General features: G+C 68.8%; 14 protein-coding genes. 5 read left to right on the top strand and 9 right to left on the bottom strand.

Annotation, left to right across the window (positions count from 1 at the left end; genetic code table 11):
- Positions 1-189 precede the first annotated feature (189 nt).
- Positions 190-1,647: an undecaprenyl-phosphate glucose phosphotransferase gene (locus LJE69_RS02425; RefSeq protein ID WP_296921130.1), complete on the top strand. Its 1,458-nt coding sequence runs from the start codon at positions 190-192 to the stop codon at positions 1,645-1,647.
- Between the two features lie 427 nt (positions 1,648-2,074).
- On the opposite strand, the gene LJE69_RS02420 is transcribed toward LJE69_RS02425, so the two are convergent.
- Positions 2,075-2,632 (bottom strand): hypothetical protein, encoded by a 558-nt coding sequence (locus tag LJE69_RS02420; RefSeq protein ID WP_296921128.1) that lies wholly within the window; start codon positions 2,630-2,632, stop codon positions 2,075-2,077.
- 236 nt (positions 2,633-2,868) lie between these two features.
- Between LJE69_RS02420 and mutS the strand changes: the two genes are divergently transcribed.
- Positions 2,869-5,532: a DNA mismatch repair protein MutS gene (gene mutS, locus LJE69_RS02415; RefSeq protein WP_296921126.1), complete on the top strand. Its 2,664-nt coding sequence runs from the start codon at positions 2,869-2,871 to the stop codon at positions 5,530-5,532.
- Positions 5,533-5,601: 69 nt separating this feature from the next.
- Here mutS and LJE69_RS02410 read toward each other — a convergent pair whose 3' ends face one another.
- The 5 genes from LJE69_RS02410 to LJE69_RS02390 all read right to left on the bottom strand — a co-directional run bounded on the left by LJE69_RS02410 (position 5,602) and on the right by LJE69_RS02390 (position 9,385).
- Entirely contained in the window at positions 5,602-6,402 is an 801-nt protein-coding gene (locus tag LJE69_RS02410) for a protein phosphatase 2C domain-containing protein (RefSeq protein WP_296921124.1), read from the bottom strand.
- Between the two features lie 36 nt (positions 6,403-6,438).
- On the bottom strand, positions 6,439-7,164 hold the full coding sequence (locus LJE69_RS02405) for a DsbC family protein (protein ID WP_296921122.1): 726 nt from the start codon (positions 7,162-7,164) through the stop codon (positions 6,439-6,441).
- A gap of 89 nt (positions 7,165-7,253) precedes the next feature.
- The gene (locus tag LJE69_RS02400; protein ID WP_296921120.1) at positions 7,254-7,736 is read right to left on the bottom strand and encodes a YajQ family cyclic di-GMP-binding protein; all 483 of its coding nucleotides are present in this window, start codon (positions 7,734-7,736) and stop codon (positions 7,254-7,256) included.
- Positions 7,737-7,898: 162 nt separating this feature from the next.
- Positions 7,899-8,834: a site-specific tyrosine recombinase XerD gene (gene xerD, locus LJE69_RS02395; RefSeq protein WP_296921118.1), complete on the bottom strand. Its 936-nt coding sequence runs from the start codon at positions 8,832-8,834 to the stop codon at positions 7,899-7,901.
- Positions 8,834-9,385: a methylated-DNA--[protein]-cysteine S-methyltransferase gene (locus LJE69_RS02390; RefSeq protein WP_296921117.1), complete on the bottom strand. Its 552-nt coding sequence runs from the start codon at positions 9,383-9,385 to the stop codon at positions 8,834-8,836. The genes xerD and LJE69_RS02390 overlap by 1 nt, the downstream gene beginning before the upstream one ends.
- A gap of 101 nt (positions 9,386-9,486) precedes the next feature.
- Between LJE69_RS02390 and LJE69_RS02385 the strand changes: the two genes are divergently transcribed.
- Together LJE69_RS02385 and LJE69_RS02380 are read left to right on the top strand one after the other, a co-directional pair.
- A complete protein-coding gene (locus LJE69_RS02385) occupies positions 9,487-9,936 on the top strand; it encodes a YcgN family cysteine cluster protein (RefSeq protein WP_296921115.1) in 450 nt (149 codons plus the stop codon).
- A gap of 62 nt (positions 9,937-9,998) precedes the next feature.
- Positions 9,999-10,604: a nucleoside triphosphate pyrophosphatase gene (locus LJE69_RS02380; protein ID WP_296921114.1), complete on the top strand. Its 606-nt coding sequence runs from the start codon at positions 9,999-10,001 to the stop codon at positions 10,602-10,604.
- 100 nt (positions 10,605-10,704) lie between these two features.
- On the opposite strand, the gene LJE69_RS02375 is transcribed toward LJE69_RS02380, so the two are convergent.
- From LJE69_RS02375 to LJE69_RS02365, 3 genes are read right to left on the bottom strand one after another with little or no spacing between them, the layout of a single operon-like run.
- Entirely contained in the window at positions 10,705-11,715 is a 1,011-nt protein-coding gene (locus LJE69_RS02375) for a S49 family peptidase (RefSeq protein ID WP_296921112.1), read from the bottom strand.
- A complete protein-coding gene (locus tag LJE69_RS02370; protein WP_296921110.1) occupies positions 11,712-12,404 on the bottom strand; it encodes an HAD-IA family hydrolase in 693 nt (230 codons plus the stop codon). The genes LJE69_RS02375 and LJE69_RS02370 overlap by 4 nt, the downstream gene beginning before the upstream one ends.
- Positions 12,394-13,389, bottom strand: a complete 996-nt coding sequence (locus LJE69_RS02365; protein ID WP_296921108.1) for an RluA family pseudouridine synthase — start codon at positions 13,387-13,389, stop codon at positions 12,394-12,396. The genes LJE69_RS02370 and LJE69_RS02365 overlap by 11 nt, the downstream gene beginning before the upstream one ends.
- 728 nt (positions 13,390-14,117) lie before the next feature.
- Between LJE69_RS02365 and rne the strand changes: the two genes are divergently transcribed.
- Positions 14,118-17,249, top strand: a complete 3,132-nt coding sequence (gene rne, locus LJE69_RS02360) for a ribonuclease E (protein ID WP_367114616.1) — start codon at positions 14,118-14,120, stop codon at positions 17,247-17,249.
- The last annotated feature ends 255 nt before the right edge of the window (positions 17,250-17,504 follow it).

Raw genomic sequence — 17,504 nt, 5'->3', positions numbered from 1 at the left:
GCGAGTATCATAGGCTCTGCGCTCACACCCGACGCGTGCACACCAAGGGCATGATGGCCATGCCCGGACAATGCCGCTCACCCTGCGGGGTGCGCTGGCAACGCCTGGCACTACGTTAGGTTGTACCCTGATCTGCCGGCGCAGCAGCGTCCTCGATGCGCAAGAATCGCCCCTGAGACGCCAGGAACGATGGAGACCGCGATGCTCAATTCTTCCCTTCCGCAAGGATCTCTCGGCTTGGCCGATTCGCGCTCCGGCGAGCACTTCTTCACGGCCGTCGCCAAGACACTGGATGTCGCGGTGATCGTACTCATGCTGCTCGTGCCGACCTGGGTGCGCGCGGAGGCATGGCCCGTTCGCTACACGCTGGCGCTGCTGGCGGCAATCACCGTATTCCAAGTCATTGCCGGAATATTGAACCTCTACCGGCCCTGGCGCGGCGAATCCATCTCCCGTCAGTTCTTCCGCGTGATCACGGTGTGGGTGGCAACCATATTCCTGCTCCTGCTGCTCGCCTATCTGCTGAAGGAAACAGCCGGCTTTTCGCGCCTGGCATTGACCACTTGGTTCGTTGCGACGCCGCCACTGATGATCGGCTGGCGCATGCTGGCGCGGATGGCGTTGACACGCTGGTTCGAGAGCAGCAGCTCCACCCGCAACGTGCTGGTGTGGGGAACCGGCGATATCGCCTCAGAGCTCGTGCGGACCCTTCAGGATGCGCGGAACGCTGGCCTGCATCTGGTCGATCACGTGGAGCCGACGCAGGACCGAGAGGCTCCGGCACCACGACAGGCCGGCGAGGCAGCCACGGATAAGCTCGCCCAACCCGAGTTGCTGGAGCTCCAGGCGCGACGCGGTGACTTCAGCATCCTCTACATCGTTCTCGGCGATGGGCTCAAAAAGCACGCCGCCATCGATGTCATCGAGCGCCTCTCCGACACCACCGTTAGCGTTTATCTCGTGCCCGACTACTTCTCCACCCACCTGTTTCACGGACGCTGGTCGAACCTGGGAGGTATTCCCCTGGTCAGTGTCTTCGACACCCCCTTCTGGGGTGCCGACGGTTGGCTGAAGAGGATCGAAGACCTGGCGCTCGGCAGCGCCATCCTGGTGCTTGCCGCGCTGCCGATGGCGCTGATCGCCGCGGCGGTCAAACTGACCTCACGCGGCCCCATCCTCTTCCGGCAGCGCCGCTACGGTATCGACGGCAACGAAATCACCGTTTTCAAGTTCCGCACCATGACGGTCACCGAAGACGGACCCAACATCAGGCAGGCCCAACGCGGTGACGCCCGTTTCACGCCCATTGGCGAATTCCTGCGCAAATACTCGCTGGATGAGCTGCCGCAATTCATCAACGTCATCCGCGGCGACATGTCCATCGTCGGCCCGCGTCCCCACGCCGTAGCCCACAACGAGTTCTATCGCAGCAAGGTCCGCGGCTACATGCTCAGGCACAAGGTCAAGCCCGGCATCACCGGCTGGGCACAGATCAACGGCTGGCGCGGCGAGACCGACGGCCTCTACAAAATGCAGAAGCGCATCGAATACGACCTCTGGTACATCCGCAACTGGTCGTTCTGGCTGGACATCAGGATCATTCTGCTGACGGCCGTCCTCGGCTTCGCCGGCCCAAACGCCTACTGACCCCAACGCCGGCGGCCCGACGCGCCCCGCCCGGCCACCGGGAGCGCCGGCGTCTCGCCGGCCACCGGGAGCGCCGGCGTCTCGCCGGCCACCGGGAGCGCCGGCGTCTCGCCGGCCACCGGGAGCGCCGGCGTCTCGCCGGCCAATTGGAGCGGGGAGTCTCGCCCCCCGTTACGGGAAGCTGCGAAACACCCGGCTCAAGCGCTCCATACCGTCAAACCGCCTTCCCCGCCGGCGGCTGGAAGCCGCCGATCCCAGTTGCCGGCAGGATGCCGGCGCTCCCAAAGTTGCCGACAGGATGCCGGCGCTCCCGGCCAGCGTCTGGCCCTACCCGCTGGCGCCTTCGCGGCCGGACTAGGGCTCGGCCTCACCGAGGTCGAGTCGTAGTACGCCTGCCGCCCGGCCCCCCTCCGATCGTCGGTCGGGGTCAGCGCTCGCCCGTCAGGGCGGGCGAGAGCCAGATCAGCGCCGCATCGTCCGGGCTTTCCGGCTGATCGGCGGGCAGCAGGATGGTGCCGCCCGCGGTGCGCCAGCGCAGGGTGCTGCCGCCGGCCTCCTCGCTCGGCGCGCCGACGCCGTTGCGCAAGGATTCCGTGAGCAGCTTCTGGTAGCGCGGGCGATAATCGAGCTGCAGCGCCGTGAGCCGCGCATCGTCCCCGGCAGCCGCGTAGTAGAGCAGCGCGCGGCGCGCCGGCAAGCCGTTGAAAGACGCAATTTCGGCCACGCAGACGCGCGCGCCGAGGTCGCTGTCACGATCCGCACACTGGAAGCTCACCTTTGGAAACTGCTTCGCGATGTCCGCCGCGGTGACGGCGCCGCTCAGGCGGTCGTACGCGATGTTGAAGCTTGGCTTGCCCAGGATGTGCAGAATAACGAGGTCGCTGCGACGCTGGCCGTCCTCGGTGAACATGAGCCAGTAGAACGGGCCGATGACGACGGCGAGCGCCAGCAGCAGCTTGTAGATTCGGGGGAGTTTGAAACGCATAGCGGCGCTATTGTAGCCGCACGGGCCGCCCCGGGCATGCACCCGCTGGGCCACGCGCGGGTGCCGGCAACTCGCGACGCCTGATCGCCGATGCTTGGGGCGCGCCGATCGCGGCGCAGACGCCGCTGCTGCGGGAAAATCGCGGCGGGGACGCCGCTCCCACGGAAATCGCGGCGGGGACGCCGCTCCCACGCGCGCCCCGGCGACGCCGCACACCGCCGACACCGACAGTTCAAATGCCCGACGCCACGCAGCACACGCCCGAGACCGCCACCCAGCGCACACCGCAGCACACGCCGATGATGCAGCAGTACCTGCGCATCAAGGCGGAGTACCCCGACATGCTGCTGTTCTACCGCATGGGGGATTTCTACGAGCTCTTCTTCGCCGACGCCGAGCGCGCCGCCGCGCTGCTGGACATCACGCTCACCAAGCGCGGTCAGTCCGCCGGGCAGCCCATCCCCATGGCCGGTGTCCCCTACCACGCCGCCGAGAGCTACCTGGCCAAGCTGGTGCGCGCCGGCGTCTCGGTGGCCATCTGCGAGCAGTTGGGCGACCCGGCCAAGAGCAAGGGGCCAGTGGAGCGCAAGGTGGTGCGGGTGGTGACGCCCGGCACCCTCACCGACGAGGCGCTGCTGGACGACCGCCGCGAGAACCTGCTCTGCGCCATCGCCGAGGCCGCGCCGGCCAAGGGCGGTGCCGGCGAGCGCTTCGGCCTCGCGGTGCTGGAGCTGGCGGGCGGACGCTTCACGGTGCTGGAACTGGACGGACACACGGCGCTCGCCGCGGAGCTGGAGCGCTTGCGCCCCGCGGAGCTGCTGCTCGGCGACGACAGCACCCTGCCGGAGCGCCTGCGCGGTAATGCCGGCATCACCCGCCGCCAGCCCTGGCTGTTCGATGCCGACAGCGCCGAGCACCTGCTGTGCCGACAATTCGGCACCCGCGACCTCAGCGGGTTCGGCTGCACGGACCTGCCGCTCGCGGTCGGCGCCGCCGGCTGCCTGCTCCAGTACGTGCAGGACACGCAGCGCTGCCCCCTGCCGCACCTGCGCGGTCTCACCACCGAGCGCCGTGACGACGCGCTGATCCTAGACGCCGCCACCCGCCGGAATCTCGAGCTCCTGATCCCGTTGCACGCCGATGCCGGGCGTACCGAGCAACAGACGTTGGCCAGCGTCATGGACGCCACCTGCACCGCCATGGGCGCGCGGCTGCTGCGCCGCTGGATCGGCCGCCCGCTGCGTGACGCCGCCGCCGTGCGCCGCCGGCACGACGCCGTCGAGGCCCTGCTGGCGGACAGCGTGCGCACGCCGTTGCGCGATGAGCTCGCGGCCATCGCGGATGTGGAGCGCATCGTCGCGCGGATTGCGCTGGGCACCGCTCGTCCGCGGGATCTCGCGGCGCTGCGCGACGCGCTCGGACGGCTGCCGGCACTGCGGGCCGGTCTCGCCGAAGCCGATGTCGCCGCGCAGGACCGCCCCCTGCTGGAAGCACTGGCGGCGGACCTGGGCGAGCACGCGCAGACCCGCGACCTGCTCGTCCGCGCCCTCATCGAGACACCGCCGGTGCTGATCCGCGACGGCGGTGTGCTGGCGCCAGGCTTCAATGCCGAGCTGGACGAGCTGCGCAACCTGGCCGAGCACGGCGACAAGTTCCTGCTGGAGCTGGAGCAGCGTGAGCGCGCGCGCACCGGCATCGCGACGCTCAAGGTGGGCTACAACCGCGTGCACGGCTACTACATCGAACTCGGCCGCAGCCACGCAGACAGCGTGCCGGCGGACTACCAGCGCCGGCAGACCCTGAAGGGCAGCGAGCGCTACATCACCCCGGAGCTCAAGCGCTTCGAGGACCAGGTGCTCTCCGCCCGCGGGCGCGCGCTGGCGCTGGAGAAATCGCTCTACGAAGAGCTGCTGGCGGCGCTGCAGGCGACCATCGAGGATCTCCAGCGCATGGCCGCGGCGCTGGCGACGCTGGACGTGCTGGCGGGCCTCGCCGAGCGCGCCACGGCGCTGGACTGGCGCCGCCCCGAGCTCTGCGAGGACGTGCTCATCGACATCGCGGACGGCCGCCACCCGGTGGTGGAACGCATGCTCGGCGCCGGCGGCAGCGAGCCCTTCGTTCCCAACCCGGTGCGGCTCGACGACGCGCGGCGAATGCTGGTGATCACCGGCCCCAACATGGGCGGTAAGTCCACCTTCATGCGCCAGACGGCGCTCATCGTGCTGATGACCTACGCCGGCAGCTTCGTGCCCGCCGCGGCGGCGCGCATCGGGCCAGTTGACCGCATCTTCTCGCGCATTGGCGCCGCGGACGACCTCGCCGGCGGGCGCTCCACCTTCATGGTGGAGATGGAAGAGACCGCCAACATCCTCAACAACGCCACCGACCGCAGCCTGGTGCTGATGGACGAGATCGGCCGTGGCACCAGCACCTTCGACGGGCTGTCGCTGGCCTGGGCCTGCGGCATCGAACTGGCTACCCGGGTACGGGCGCTGACGCTGTTCGCGACCCACTACTTCGAGCTGACGACGCTGCCGCAGGAACACCCCGGCATCGCCAACCTGCACCTCGACGCCGTCGAGCACGGCGAACGGATCGTCTTTCTGCACAGCGTCCGCGAGGGGCCGGCGAACCAGAGCTACGGGCTCCAGGTGGCAGCGCTCGCCGGCGTCCCGGCGGACGTCATCGCGCGTGCCCGGGAGCGGCTGCGGGCGCTGGAGGAAGATACCGCCGCGCCCGCAGGGGTGCAGGCCGGCGGCAGCGGCGGACCGACGCAGCTCAGCCTGTTCGCGCCGCCGGCACCGCATCCAGCGCTGTCGGCGCTGGGAGCGCTGGACCCGGATGAGCTGACACCGCGCTCGGCGCTGGACGCGCTGTACCGGTTGAAGCAGATGCTCTAATGCACGGATGAGAAGATTCGGTCGGACCGAGGCAGGTGTTCGACGCGGGGGCCTGGCTCGGCGCCAATATCAGTCGTCCGCGCCAGCGCTTGCGCTAGCCTCGGGTGCGATATGGCTCACCGCATTCACGCGCACCAGCGCGAGGGTGATGTTGTCCGAGCCGCCGTTCTCGATGGCATAGTGCACCAGGGCATCGGCGACGATGCCGAGACCGCCCTTGGCGGCGGCAAGCACGGCACGCAGGTCCTCGTGCGCCACCATGCCGCTGAGTCCATCGGTGCAGAAGAGGTAGATGTCGCCGATGGCGAGATCCGTGACGGCGGTGGCTGCCACCACGTAGGGCGCGGAGCCCACGGCGCGCGTCAGCACGTTTTCGTTGATGCCATACTCCCGCGCCTCCTCCAACGACGGAAAGAACCCCTGATCGACGACCTCCTGGATAAAGGAATGGTCGCGGGTGAGCTGCGCCAGCTCGCGATCGCGCAGCCGGTATAGCCGCGAGTCGCCCACGTGCGCATAGACGAGCCAGTCACAGCCGAAGTAGCCCATGACCACCGTCGTCCCCATGCCCGCGCAGCCTGCACGGTTGCGGGAGAGATCGACAATGGCGCCGTTGGCCTCGTTGATGGCCGCCTCCGCCAGCAGCTGGGCGCGACGCGGCTCATCGACCGGCGGCGGCTGGCGCGCGAACCGCTCACTGACGACCCGCGCGGCCGTGTCGCTGGCGACGTCTCCGGCGCTCGCCCCACCAATGCCGTCGGCTACAACGACGATGCCCGACTCCGGCACGCAGACTACGGAATCCTCGTTGCGGGCACGCACCCGCCCACGGTCGCTGCGCCACGCAAACTCCAGCGGCGGCTTGGTCACGGCGTATCTCCAGTGGTGACGAGTGCGCGTGCGCGCTCAGTTCGCCGCGTGGACCTCGTTCAGCATGGCCGCCAAGCGCTTCGGCTCCACGTAACCCGGTACCAGCTCGCCATTGTCCAGCACGATGGCAGGCGTTCCGCGGAGCCCCATCAGGTTACCCAACTCCATGTGCTTCGCCACCGGATTGCGGCAGGTCTTCTTCGGCACCGGCTCGCCGGCCTTGGCGCGGGTCAGGGCGTCCTGGCGATCGTCCGAGCACCAGACCGACACCGCCTTGTCGAATGACGGGGAGTTCTCGCCCGCGCGCGGGTAGAACAGGTAGCGCACGCGGATGCCCTCGTCCTCGTAGTCGTGAATCTGACTGTGCAGCTTGCGACAGTAGCCACAGTCGATGTCGGTGAACACGGTAATGGTATGCTTCGGCGACGGTGAATCGAAGATCACCATGTTGTCTTCGCCAATCTCGTTGATGGCACGCAGCCGGGCGCTGTCGCGGGCGCTCTCGGTAATGTCTTCGCGGGTCTTCAGGTCCACCACCGCACCGTCGATGAGGTAGCGCCCATCGCCGGTCACGAACATGACCTGCGGGCCGATCTCCACTTGGTACAGCCCCTTCATCGGTGTCGGCTCGACGCTGGTGGGCTTGTACTCGGGCAGCACCCGGGCCAGCGCGGCGCGGATGGTGGTAGCTTCGTCGGCCCAAGCGGCGGCGGCCGCCAGCGCCAGCGCGGCGAGGCCGATCTGTGCGAAGCGTTTGGTCATGCGGTTACCTCGGAATGGTCTCGCTGGTGGCTGCATCGTAGCCGGGTGATAGTTGGGGGTGGTCATGCGCATTCACGACGTGTGCGCGCTCAGTCTCGAAAGTTGTTGAAGGCCAGCGGCAGTTGCCAGTTCTCGGACTTGAGCAGCGAGATGGCCTGCTGAAGGTCGTCACGCTTCTTGCCGGTCACGCGCAACTGATCGCCCTGGATCTGCGCCTGCACCTTGAGCTTGGCCCCCTTGATGGCCTTGATCATGCGCTTGGCGCTGTCCGCATCGATGCCTTGCTTGAGCCCGATCTCCTGGCGCGCCGCATTCAGCGTGGTGATGGGCTCGCCGACATCGAGTGCCGCCAGGTCGACACCGCGTTTGACCAGCTTCTGCCGCAGGATGTCCAACATCTGCTGCAACTGGAACTCCTGCTCGGCATGCATGCGGACCATGCCGTCGGCAAGCTCGAAGCGCGCATCGACGCCCTTGAAGTCGAAGCGGGTGCCAATCTCCCGATTGGCCTGGTCCACGGCGTTGCGGACCTCCTGAAGGTCACACTCGGCGGTCACGTCGAACGACGGCATGGGCAGCTCCGTTGCTGTGCTGCTGTTGGAATCTGGCGGGCGGTCCGGCGCCGCTGCCATTGGCAACCGGCCGAGCCGGAAACCATAGTGGAATGGACAGGAAACGTCCACTGCCGAGTTGCAGCCGCGCATCGCAAGCGAACCGGTCCCGGCCGGGCGGTTTCAGCCGCGCGGATGGTGGCGTGCATGCAGCTGCTTGAGTCGCTCGCGCGCCACATGGGTGTAGATCTGCGTGGTGGACAGGTCGCTGTGGCCGAGCAGCATCTGCACCACCCTGAGATCCGCGCCGTGGTTCAGCAGGTGGGTGGCAAAGGCGTGACGCAACGTGTGCGGCGACAACGGCTTGGCGATGCCGGCCACCAGCGCGTAGCGCTTGATCAGCTGCCAGAACGCCTGCCGCGTCATGCACTCGCTGCGCGAGGTCGGGAACAGGTAATCGCTGCGGCGCCCGCCGAGGATCGCCGCCCGGCTGCCGCGCACGTATTCCCCGAGCCAGCGCGCCGCCTCCTCCCCCAGGGGCACGAGGCGCTCTTTGTCACCCTTGCCGGTGATGCGGACGACGCCCTGGTTCAGGTTGATTGACTGCGGGCGCAGCGACACCAGCTCGCTGACCCGCAACCCGCTGGCGTAGAGCACTTCCAGCATGGTGCGATCACGGTGACCACGCGGGTCCCCGGTGTCCGGCGCCGCCAGCAGCATTTCCACCTCACGCTCCGTGAGCGTCTTCGGCAGCGGCCGTCCGAGCCGCGGCGCCTCGACGCGGGCGGCCGGGTCCTCGCTGATCCGCCCTACGCGCAACAGGTGCCCATAGAACTGGCGCAGACAGGACAGGAGCCGCGCCGTCGACCTGGGCTTACGGCCTTGCAGAGATAGCACGGCCAGGTAGTCCAGGAGATCCAGCCGCTGCGCCTCGCAGGCGCCGCGGCTGCGCTCGGCGGCGAGCCAGCGCAGAAAGGCCGTGAGATCCGAGCGGTAAGCCACCAGCGTGTTATTGCTGAGACCCCGCTCCAGCCACAGCGCATCGGTGAAGACCTCCACCAGCGACAAATCCGGCTCCGCCTCGGGCGCGGCGCCCGGCCGGGACTTCGGCGCCGCCATCACACCCGCCCCGCTGCCTGCTCGTGGGCCAACAGCCAGCGCTTGATGTCCAACAAGCGGCCGCCGCGGTCTCCGGCGAAGCCACCGAGCCCGTGCCGCGCCACCACGCGGTGACAGGGCACGACCAGCGGGCAGGGGTTGGCGCGACAGGCGCCGCCGACGGCTCGCGGCGACGAGCCTAGCGCTGCCGCCAGCTCGCCATAGGTACGCGTGCTCCGCGGCGCGATGGCAGCGATCAGGCGCCAGACGCGACGTTGAAACGGCGTGCCGCCGAGCTGAACGGGCAGATCGATGCGCCGGCACGAATCCTGGAAATAGGCGACGAACGGCGCGGCGAGCCAGGGCGGTGGCGCCGGCGCATCGAGCGCGTCGGCGGCCAGCACGACGCGCGTGAGCGAGCCACCCGACGCGGCCCCGTCCGCGCGCCAGGCCCCGCTCCAGACGCCGCGCCAGTGCAGCGCGATGCGCCCGATGGGTGTGTCCATCGCCAGCACGTGCCGGCCCGCGTCACAGTGCGCGGGCACCACCACGGCGGAAGGGTCGAATGGCATGGGCGACTCCGAATGCGATCGGCGCAGGCGGAAGCATCATGCAGCCCGCTATACTGCGCGAAAGTTTAACCCCACCGGGCAGATACCTCGGGAGCCAGCACGTGCACGATTCGACGCCGGCCCAACCATTCTGGCGGACCACCGCGCTCGCGGACATGACCAATGAGCAGTGGGAGGCGCTCTGTGACGGCTGCGGCAAGTGCTGCCTCAACAAGTATGAGGACGAGGACACTGGCGGCATGCAGTACACCAATGTCGCCTGTCGCCTCCTCGATCACCAGAGTTGCCAGTGCGCAGACTATCCCGATCGCGCCGCACAGGTGGCGGACTGCATCACCTTGACACCCGAGCACCTGCGCAAGCCGGCATGGCTGCCGGAGACCTGTGCCTATCGGCTTCTCGCGGAGGGCCGCCCCCTGCCCCGCTGGCACCATCTGCGCTGCGGCGACCCCGAGGCGGTGCACCGCGAAGGCGCCAGCGTGCGCGGGCGTGTGGTCTGTGAGAGTCAAGTGGAAGAGCCGCTCTGGTACCTGGTGGACTGGGTGCGCTGAGGCTCCGACCCGCGGGCACGCGCCCCATCCCAGCCCGAGCCAAACCGAGCAACCCCAAGTTTATGCCTGTGCCGCAGCTCGTCCTCGCCTCCACGTCGCCGTTTCGCCGCGAGCTGCTGGCGCGGCTCGGCTTGCCCTTTGCCACCGCGGCGCCCGACGTCGACGAGTCCGTGCGGCCGGGCGAGGACGCCGGGCAACTGGTCCTGCGCCTCGCCGAGGCGAAGGCCCGGGCGGTAGCGGCGCAGTTTCCCCGGGCGCTGATCATCGGCTCCGACCAGGTCGCGGAGTTCGGCGGCCGGATCCTCGGCAAACCGGGCAGCCGGGAGCGGGCCATCGAGCAGTTGTCCGAGGCGAGTGGGCGCACCTTGGTGTTCCGCACCGGCCTCTGTCTGCTGCGCGCCGCCGACGGCCATACACGCTGCGCCTGCGACGACTTCAAGGTGCACTTCCGCGTCCTCAGGAGCGCGCAGATCGCTGCCTATGTGGACCGCGAGCAGCCCTTCGGCTGCGCCGGCAGCTTCAAGTCTGAAGGGCTCGGCATTGCACTGTTCGAGCGCCTGGAGGGCACCGACCCGAACGCTCTGGTGGGGCTGCCGCTGATCCGGCTCGTGGACATGCTGGCGGCCGAGGGCGTGGATGTGCTGACGGCGGGGCTGGATCTGGCGTAAGCCGCCTGCCGTTATATTGCGTGAGTATTGCCAGGGGTCGCCCGCGCCGGGCATCGAGCCCGGCGCGGACAAGAGCCGAGAGGATCTCGGCGCCCCCGGGTCAGCGCAGGGCGGGCAGCCGGTCCAGGGCGCCCATCTGCACCAGGCCGCGGGCGAGTGCGGTGCCGAAGCGATCCGTCAGGCGCTCCAGGAGGTCGCGCTTGGTGCTGTACTCGACGATCTCGTCGACGCCGACGACCTCCCGCGCCACGTAATCGCTGTTGCCGATGCCGTCGCTCAAGCCCAGCCCGACGCTCTCGTCACCGGTCCAGAAGAGTCCGCTGAAGAGCTCATCACCACCTTTGAGCCGGTCGCCGCGGCCCTGCTTCACGGCGTCGATGAACTGCTGGTGGATGTTGTCGAGCAGCCCTGTCAGGAAGGTACGATCCTGCTCGCTCAAGGGGGAGAAGGGGTCCAGGATGCCCTTGTGCGCACCGGCGGTGAGGAGCCGGCGCTGAATGCCCAGATCCTCCATGGCCTTCTGGAAGCCGAAGCTGTCCAGCCGCACACCGATGGAGCCCACCAGGCTCGCCTTGTCCACGTAGATGTCGTCGGCGGCGGCGGCGATGTAATAGGCGCCGGACGCACAGGCGTCCACGCACACGGCGTAGACCTTCTTGTCCGGATGCTTCTTGCGCTGCCGGCGGATCTCGTCGAACACGTAGCCGGCCTGCACCGGACTGCCGCCGGGGCTGTTGATGCGCAAGATCACGGCCTGCGCCTGGTCTGTCTCGAAGGCCTTGTCCAGCGCCGCGTTGAGCCGCTCCGCGCTGGCGTCGGTGTCGGACGCGATGAGGCCGTCCACATCGATGAGCGCCGTGTGCTCCTTGGTCGTGCTCAGCGAGTCGCTGAAGCCGTTGGCGAAGTAGATGACCAACAGCAACAGCAGATAGGCCAGGATGCCCACGCGGAAGATGACACCCCAGCGCCGCGAGCGGCGCTGGTTGCGGAGAAACTCTGCCGCCATGCGGTTGATCAGCGCCCGCTCCCACTCCGGGTCGGTGGGCGACGGCATGGACTCGGCCTTGCCCGGGTCGCGAATCTTCCAGAACTTGAGAAAATCGAGGTTCATCGTGTCGTCGTCGTGGTTGTGGGCGCCGTCGCCGCGCCGGTGGCGGCGGCGAGCCAGCCCGGCAGGGCGTCGATGGCCGAGAGGCAGGCCAGGGGCTCGAGCGCCAGCAGGCGCTCAGGCGCATGCGCGCCGTAGCAGACCGCCAGTGCGTCCACGCCGGCGTTGCGGGCGGTGAGCAGGTCGTACTCGGTGTCGCCGATCATGAGCGCGCGGGCGGCGGTGACGCCGAGCTCGTCCAGCAACTCCAGCAGCATCTGCGGGTGCGGCTTGGAGAAGGTCTCATCCGCCGAGCGCGTGGCATGGAAATGGGCGCCGAGACCCGATTGCACCAGGGCTTGCTCGAGCCCGCGGCGGCTCTTGCCGGTGGCCACAGCGAGCAGGTAGCCCTGCGCGTGCAGCTCCGTGACCACCTCCGCCGCGCCCGGGAAGAGCGGCGTTGGCGTGTCGTCCAGCTCCAGGTAATGGGCGCGATAGCGCTCGATGATGCGCCCATGCATGGCCTCGTCCAGCCCCGGCGCAAGCTCGGCGACGGCATGAGACAAGCCGAGACCGATGACGTTGCGGGCGGCAGCGGGCGCCGGCGGCGTCAGCGCCAGCTCGGTGAAAGCCGCACGCATGCTCGCAACGATGCGCGCGGCCGAGTCCATCAGGGTGCCGTCCCAGTCGAATACCAACAGTTCATAACGCACGGGCGTATTCCTCAGCTCTACCTAGCACTGCGCCGAGATCCGCGGGCAGCGGCGCGGTCACGGTCACCGGTGGCGCGTCCTCCCGAGGGCGAAAGCGCAGCTCGGCCGCATGCAGAAACAGGCGCCTGAGACCGAGCGCGCGCGCCACGACCTGGTCTTCCGGGCGGCCATACTTCTCGTCGCCCGCCACCGGCGCGCCGATGCTCGCCGCATGTACCCGGATCTGATGCGTCCGCCCGGTATGCAGTTCCACGTCTGCCAGGGTCATGCCACCGAAGGCCGCAGCACGCCGGAACACCGTCAGCGCCAGCTTGCCGTCGGCATGATCCACCCGGACCATGCGCTCGCCACCCTGGAGCAGATTCTTGCGCAGGGGCAGCTCCACCCGTTGCACGCGCGCGGCGAGCGGCCCAAGCAGCAACGCCTGGTAGCGCTTGTACACCGCGTCGCCGCGCAGCTGCGCGTGCAGAAACCGCAGCGCACTGCGCCGCTTGGCGATGATCAGGCAGCCGGAGGTGTCGCGGTCGAGCCGATGGACTAGCTCCAACTCGGCGCCGGGGCGCGCCGCGCGCAGCGCCTCGATGACACCGTGCGTGATGCCACTGCCACCGTGCACCGCCACACCCGCCGGCTTGTCGAGCACCAGCACCCGGTCGTCTTCGTACAGGATGCTCTCCGCGAGCCGCGCGGTCAGTCCACGTGGTGGCGTTACCGCAGCCGTGGGGGCAGCCGTCCGCACCGGCGGTATACGCACCTCGTCGCCCGTTTCGAGCCGCTGGTGCGGCTTGGCGCGGCCCTTGTTGACGCGTACTTCGCCACGGCGCAGCAGCCGGTACACGAGGCTCCGCGGCACGCCCCTGAGCTGCGCCAACAGGAAATTGTCCACGCGCTGACCGGCCACCTCCGCGCTGATGCGCAGATGGCGCACGCCGAAACCGCCGCCGGCACCCGTCGAGCCGGCCGGCCCTCCGCTCGTATCGGTCAATTGCTGACCCCCGAAAACACTGCTAGCCTTAGCGACTTATGTAACAGGCGCGCGGTTGTGGCAGCTTCGGCGCCGATCCCCGCCGCATGGGGGCATATTCGAGGCTGCCATGGGTGGCGATGCCGCCGCGCTTCGGCGGGGTCAGCATCGACCGGCCCCCACCAATCCTTAGGGGTGAGACCTAAGGAATTGACCCCGTAACGAGAGCAAGACTCCCGTATGGAGAAGCGGGTAGCCAAAGCCCTTCATGGTACACCGGCCAGGGCTTCTACAACATGCCGGCGGCAGGCACAACCTTGACCCATGCATGCCGCCCGAATCGTGTGCCCATTGTGTACCCCTTTGTGTACGGGGCCACGACCGACACCAGTTTGACGGACGCCGCAAGGGTCGACGTCCGAACCAGCGCCCAGGCCCAACCTAGGTTCACCCCGAGGGCCGGGCGCAAAGTGAACACAGGCGCGTGCTCGACGCCTGCCAGGCCGCCGCGGGCCGACGCCCAGTTCGACAGTGGGTCGACAGTGGCTCGACACCGGTTCAACTCCGGTTCGACACTGACTCGACACCGGATCGACACTGGGCGCGTCCCGGCAGCCGCAGACCTCGAGCCCGTCGGCATGGGGAGCCGACTGCGAGCGGGAGACCACCGGGAACGGCCGAGCCGGCCGCACCGGGCCACGGCATCAGGTCGCGCGCCACGGTAAGAGTAACCAGACAACATGAAAAGAATGCTGATCAACGCAACGCAGCCGGAAGAGCTGCGCGTTGCAATCGTTGATGGACAGAAACTATTCAACCTCGACATCGAGAGCCCCGGACGGGAGCAGAAGAAGGCCAACATCTACAAGGGCACCATTACCCGCGTCGAGCCGAGCCTGGAGGCGGCCTTCGTCGACTATGGCTCCGAGCGCCACGGCTTCCTGCCGCTGAAGGAGATCTCCCGCTCGTATTTCAGCCAGGAGCTCAAGCCCGGCACCAAGGCCAACATCAAGGAGCTGATCAAGGAAGGCCGCGAGGTCGTCGTCCAGATCGACAAGGAAGAACGCGGCAACAAGGGCGCGGCGCTCACCACGTTCGTCTCGCTGGCGGGCCGCTACCTGGTGCTGATGCCGAACAACCCGCGCGCCGGCGGCGTGTCGCGGCGCATCGACGGCACCGACCGCTCCGAGCTGCGCGAGGCGCTGAGCCAGCTCCAGATCCCTGAGGACATGGGCCTGATCGTGCGCACGGCGGGCGTCGGCAAGAGCCCCGAGGAGCTCCAGTGGGACCTCGACTATCTGCTGCAGCTCTGGGACGCCATCAAGACCTCCGGCGACAGCCGCAAGGCGCCCTTCCTGATCTATCAGGAAAGCGACATCATCATCCGCTCCATCCGCGATCACCTGCGCTCCGACATCGGCGAGATCGTCATCGACAGCCAGGAGATGTACCGCCGCGCGGAAGAGTTCATGCAGCAGGTGATGCCGCACAACCTGAAAAAGCTCAGGCTGTACCGGGACGAGGTGCCGCTGTTCACGCGCTACCAGATCGAGAGCCAGATCGAGTCCGCCTTCCAGCGCGAGGTACGCCTGCCCTCCGGCGGCGCGCTGGTCATCGACCACACCGAGGCGCTCACCTCCATCGACATCAACTCCGCGCGCGCCACCAAGGGCGCCGACATCGAGGAAACGGCCCTCAACACCAACCTCGAGGCCGCGGACGAAATCGCCCGCCAGCTCAGGCTGCGCGACTTGGGCGGACTCTTCGTCATCGACTTCATCGACATGACGCCCGCCAAGCACCAGCGCGATGTGGAAAACCGCCTGCGCGAGGCGCTGAAGCAGGACCGCGCCCGGGTGCAGGTGGCGCGCATCTCGCGCTTCGGCCTGCTGGAGATGTCCCGCCAGCGGCTGCGGCCGTCGCTGGGCGAGTCGAGCCAGCACGTCTGCCCGCGCTGCAAGGGTCAGGGCACCATCCGCGGGGTAGAGTCGCTGGCGCTGTCGGTGCTGCGCATCATCGAAGAGGAGGCGATGAAAGACAGCACCGCGCGCATCCTCGCCCAACTGCCGGTGGACGTCGCCGCCTTCCTGCTCAACGAGAAGCGGCGCAAGATCCTGGAGATCGAGCAGCGTCAGCAGGTGGCCGTGGTGCTGATCCCGAACAAGCACATGGAGACGCCCGACTACTCCATCGAGCGCATCCGCGTCCAGGACGCGGACCGCCGCAGCGAGGACGAGCCCAGCTACACACTGGCCAATATCCCGGAGCCGGCATTGCCCGCCTTTGCCGGCAACAAGCCGGAGGCCAGGCCCGAGGAGCCGGCGGTCAAAGGCGTCAAGCCCGCCAATCCGGCGCCGTACCGGCCATCCCCCGTGCCGCAGCGGTTGCCGGGTGCCGGCGATGATACCGATGTGGGCGATGTGGGCGATGTCGGCAATCTCCATCCGGAGAGCATGCTCAAGAAGCTGTGGGGCATGCTTTTCGCCCCGCCAGGTGAAGAGGCTGTTACGGATCAATCGGGCGCGCAGCCGACGCCGCAAGCACCCTCCCCCGCACCGCAGCGCCAAGGCGCCACCCGCGAGGACGGCCGGCAACGCAAACCGGGCGTGGCTCGACAAGACGGTACGTCGGGCGCAGCCGACGGCAAGCGACGCGAGAGCGACGCAGCCAGCGGCGCCGACGCCGGCGGCGAGGGTCGCACTCGGCCTCGCCGCGGACAGGCATCCTCCCGCGGCAGCGAAGACGGCGAGCGCCAGCGCAACGCCCGCCGCGGCAACCGCGGCGGGCGCTCCCGACGCGGCGGCCAACGCGAGCAGACCGAAGCCGGTGGCGATCGACAGGGCGAAGGCACACCTCCGCAAATGCAGCAGCAGCACGCGCGGCGCACGGGCGCCGACGACGAAAGCAAGCAGCTGATGCCCCGCAAAGACAGCCTGCCGATGGCCCTCGACGGGGACAAGGGCACACAGACGACAGCACCGCCAATCGCCAACGACGACACCGACACACCCAAGGCAGCCGCCGCCACGGAGGCAGCCGCGGGAGAGAGCGCGGATGCCGCGAACGGCGGCAACGGCGAGCAGGGTGGCGGCCGCAGTCGCTCCAGTCGCCGGCGTCGCGGCGGCCGGCGCCGGCGCAGCGGCAACCGCGACACGGCGGGCACGGCGGCGGGTGATGCCAGTTCTGAAGCGGGAGACAACACCGACGCCGAAAGCGCCGGGTTGTCCACCGGCAACGCCGACACCGCCCCAAATCAGCGGCCCCCGAGAGAGCGACCACCGGCCGGTGCCGAAAACGCCAGCCCGGCGACCCGGGCCACCGCGGCGGACAATGGCGACGCGGCACCTTCAGCGCCGGCCGCGAACACGGACGCCCCACGCCGCGCGCCGTCCACGGACGTGGGCGCGAGCACCGCAGCGGCAGGATCTGCGCCAACGCCAACATCGGCGCCAACCTCGGCGCCAGCGTCAACCCCGACGCCGGCATCGAGCCCCGCTTCGGAACAGCCGCCCCCTGCACCCGCAAGAACCACTGGCGGCGACGCCGCAAGCGCACCGTCCGGCACCGACACCGTCCGCCACGGCGGCCCGAGCACCCCCGCCGAGACGGCGCAACCCCGTTCCGACTCCACGCAGCCACAGCCGCCTGCACCGCAGCCGAAGCCCACTGTGCCACAAGCGCCGCCGGCCATGACCCACGATGCCGCCGCAGCGCCCACGGGCGATGCCCCCCAGCCGAAACGCAATGGCGGAGCGACAGCGGCGCAATCCCAAGCCGCTGCGGACAGCCCGGCACCAACCGCCGAGCGCATCCCCGGCGGTGAGCAGGCCACGAGCGCTCCCGAGTCGGCCGCCGCGGGCGAGCGGCCAGGTCCGGCCTGATGTCCGGCCTGCTGCCCAGCCAGATGTGCAGCCAGGTGCCCAGGTCCGCTCGCGCAATGTCACCGTCAACCGGCCAGAGCATCGTCTGACACGCGCGTAAGGCGTCCCCAGGGCATCTATCGGGCGTTCCTAGAGCGTCTGTCGGCCAGCGGACGGCCGATGGACAAGCGGGCCGCCCGGCCACGTTCAGGCCGCGGCCATTTCGGTTTCTGCGGCGGCTGCGGTAGTATGGCGGGCCGATACGCAGGCCGCGTA

Source organism: Thiohalocapsa sp. (genome assembly GCF_022340605.1).
Classification (GTDB): Bacteria; Pseudomonadota; Gammaproteobacteria; order Chromatiales; family Chromatiaceae; genus Thiohalocapsa.
The sequence above is the reverse complement of the archived record's forward strand: the minus strand, read 5'-3'. Positions and strand labels throughout refer to the sequence as shown.

Coding starts and splice junctions, on each gene's coding strand:
- LJE69_RS02405 (WP_296921122.1), bottom strand. CDS start 7,164: ATGACCAAACGCTTCGCACAGATCGGCCTCGCCGCGCTGGCGCTGGCG.
- LJE69_RS02420 (WP_296921128.1), bottom strand. CDS start 2,632: ATGCGTTTCAAACTCCCCCGAATCTACAAGCTGCTGCTGGCGCTCGCC.
- rne (WP_367114616.1), top strand. CDS start 14,118: ATGCTGATCAACGCAACGCAGCCGGAAGAGCTGCGCGTTGCAATCGTT.
- LJE69_RS02375 (WP_296921112.1), bottom strand. CDS start 11,715: ATGAACCTCGATTTTCTCAAGTTCTGGAAGATTCGCGACCCGGGCAAG.
- LJE69_RS02380 (WP_296921114.1), top strand. CDS start 9,999: ATGCCTGTGCCGCAGCTCGTCCTCGCCTCCACGTCGCCGTTTCGCCGC.
- xerD (WP_296921118.1), bottom strand. CDS start 8,834: ATGGCGGCGCCGAAGTCCCGGCCGGGCGCCGCGCCCGAGGCGGAGCCG.
- LJE69_RS02390 (WP_296921117.1), bottom strand. CDS start 9,385: ATGCCATTCGACCCTTCCGCCGTGGTGGTGCCCGCGCACTGTGACGCG.
- LJE69_RS02400 (WP_296921120.1), bottom strand. CDS start 7,736: ATGCCGTCGTTCGACGTGACCGCCGAGTGTGACCTTCAGGAGGTCCGC.
- LJE69_RS02425 (WP_296921130.1), top strand. CDS start 190: ATGGAGACCGCGATGCTCAATTCTTCCCTTCCGCAAGGATCTCTCGGC.
- mutS (WP_296921126.1), top strand. CDS start 2,869: ATGCCCGACGCCACGCAGCACACGCCCGAGACCGCCACCCAGCGCACA.